3 protein-coding genes are annotated in these 1688 nt (G+C 71.8%); all 3 read left to right on the top strand.

The features are described 5' to 3' along the window. Positions 1–403 precede the first annotated feature (403 nt). Complete coding sequence (locus ACFCV3_RS42680) at positions 404–631, top strand: hypothetical protein (RefSeq protein ID WP_376041194.1); 228 nt, start codon at positions 404–406, stop codon at positions 629–631. Positions 632–849: 218 nt separating this feature from the next. Further along, complete coding sequence (locus tag ACFCV3_RS42675) at positions 850–1467, top strand: hypothetical protein (RefSeq protein WP_376041191.1); 618 nt, start codon at positions 850–852, stop codon at positions 1465–1467. Beyond that, the coding region (locus tag ACFCV3_RS42670; RefSeq protein WP_376041188.1) for a hypothetical protein at positions 1398–1688 on the top strand (291 nt) is incomplete at its 3' end. The genes ACFCV3_RS42675 and ACFCV3_RS42670, both read left to right, overlap by 70 nt.

Below are 1688 nucleotides of genomic sequence, written 5' to 3'. Positions count from 1 at the left end.
GTTCTGGGGGGGTGGAGCTTGCGGAGCCCCCCCAGGTTCCGTGGCAGGGTGCGGAGGGCTGTCCGACCGGAGGGACCCCCCCGCGACCCCTGCCGACCCACCCACGGACCCGCAGTGGCGTACGGCGCCCCCTCCCCCTCTGGGAGCGGTGGCCCGGGGGTGCAGGGGGCGGAGCGCCCCTGCGTAGTGACCCGCGCGATCTCTCCGGCCTCCCCCGCACCCCTCCCCGCGTCCCTGTGTGGCCCGCTGACGGCCGATGAGGGGCGCCGTGCCCTCTGGGTCCGGTATCCGGCTGACAGGGCCGCAGAGGGGCGCCTAGGGTCGCCGCGTGATCACCGGGGGGCAATGATGACTCAGACTGAGACGCTTGCAAAAGGCGGATCGATGTGTCAGAGTCAGTCGCATGACGCAGACACCGGCCCAACTGAGGGCCCAAGCCGAAGCAGCACTCAAGCCTTTGGGAGCGAAGAGGATCAGGCTCCTGGCTCAGCTGGAGCAGCTCGACGCGGAGATCCGTCCGGTGATCGTGGAGGCGGTCCGGATGGAGGTCCCCTACCGCAGGATTCGGGACCTGACAGGGGTCTCCCCGAACACCTCGGCCGCGTGGCGGAAGGCGGCCGAGGCGGAGTGATCTGAGGGGCTCCTCGCGCGCGTATATGCGCGCGTGCGTAGGGCCCCCCTCCCCTCCCCCGACCGCAACCCGCAACCTTGCAGGTCAGAGGCGGTTGCACCCCGCAACCCGACCGCAACCTGCAACCAGAGGCGCAACCAGCAAACGAAGACGGGCCGGACCGCCGCAGCGAACGGCGATCCGACCCTCATCCACGCACCTGAAGGAGAACCGTGGACGTGAAGGAAGTTTGGCGGAAGGCGACCGATTCGACCAAGTCCGCCTGGCGGGCATCGGCCACCGAGGTGACCAACGTGGTCGATGCCCTGTCCCCCATGTGCGCCCCTGTGGCGGCTCGGTGGGACGCGGCGGCGGACCGGCGCCAGGCGCTCCGGACGCCGGAAAATCTCAAGAAGCTCATGGCCGCTCAGCGTGAGAACACGTCGGCGAGGGCGACGGCCGCGACCGCGAAGGGGCAGCGGACGGCGGCACGGCAGGCGAGCAAGAACCCGTGGAACGGCGCCCGGCGGGCGGCGAAGACGGCGGACAGGGCGGCGCGGTCGCACCGGATCGCCGCGCGGGCCGCGTTGAAGGAGGCGCGGGCGAACTACCCGGCGACGATGGCGCAGGTAGCCCGGCGGTGGCACGCCGTGCATGTCGTCCCGGCGGCGGTCGGCACGTACGCGTGGTCGACGCCTGCGGACTGGGAGACGTGGCCTTTGGCCACCTCGGTCGCCGGTCGGTCTCCGTGCAGGTCGAGGATGGGGTCACGGCGGAGGAACGCCGCTTGCTGGAGCGCCTGGACCCGTCGTACTGGGTGCAGCACGCCGACTCGCGCGGCCTGTCCGGCACGCTGACCGAGCGGCCCGAAGTGACGGCGGCCGGGATCGTGTGCGGCGTCCGGCTGGACGGCAAGGGCTGGTCGGCGAAGAAGCTCGCGGCCGAGGCCGCCGGCATCCCGGTGCGCACCTGGCGCGACTGGCGCGCGGGCAAGGGCCAGTCCGCCCGCAACCTCCGCAAGCTGGAGACGGCACACAACCGGTTGATCACCATCCCCCGCTTCAGGCAGCGCGTGAAC

Source organism: Kribbella sp. NPDC056345 (assembly GCF_042262745.1).
Lineage (GTDB): Bacteria > Actinomycetota > Actinomycetes > Propionibacteriales > Kribbellaceae > Kribbella.
Note: the sequence above shows the minus strand (reverse complement) of the source record. Positions and strands in the feature narration are given on the sequence as shown.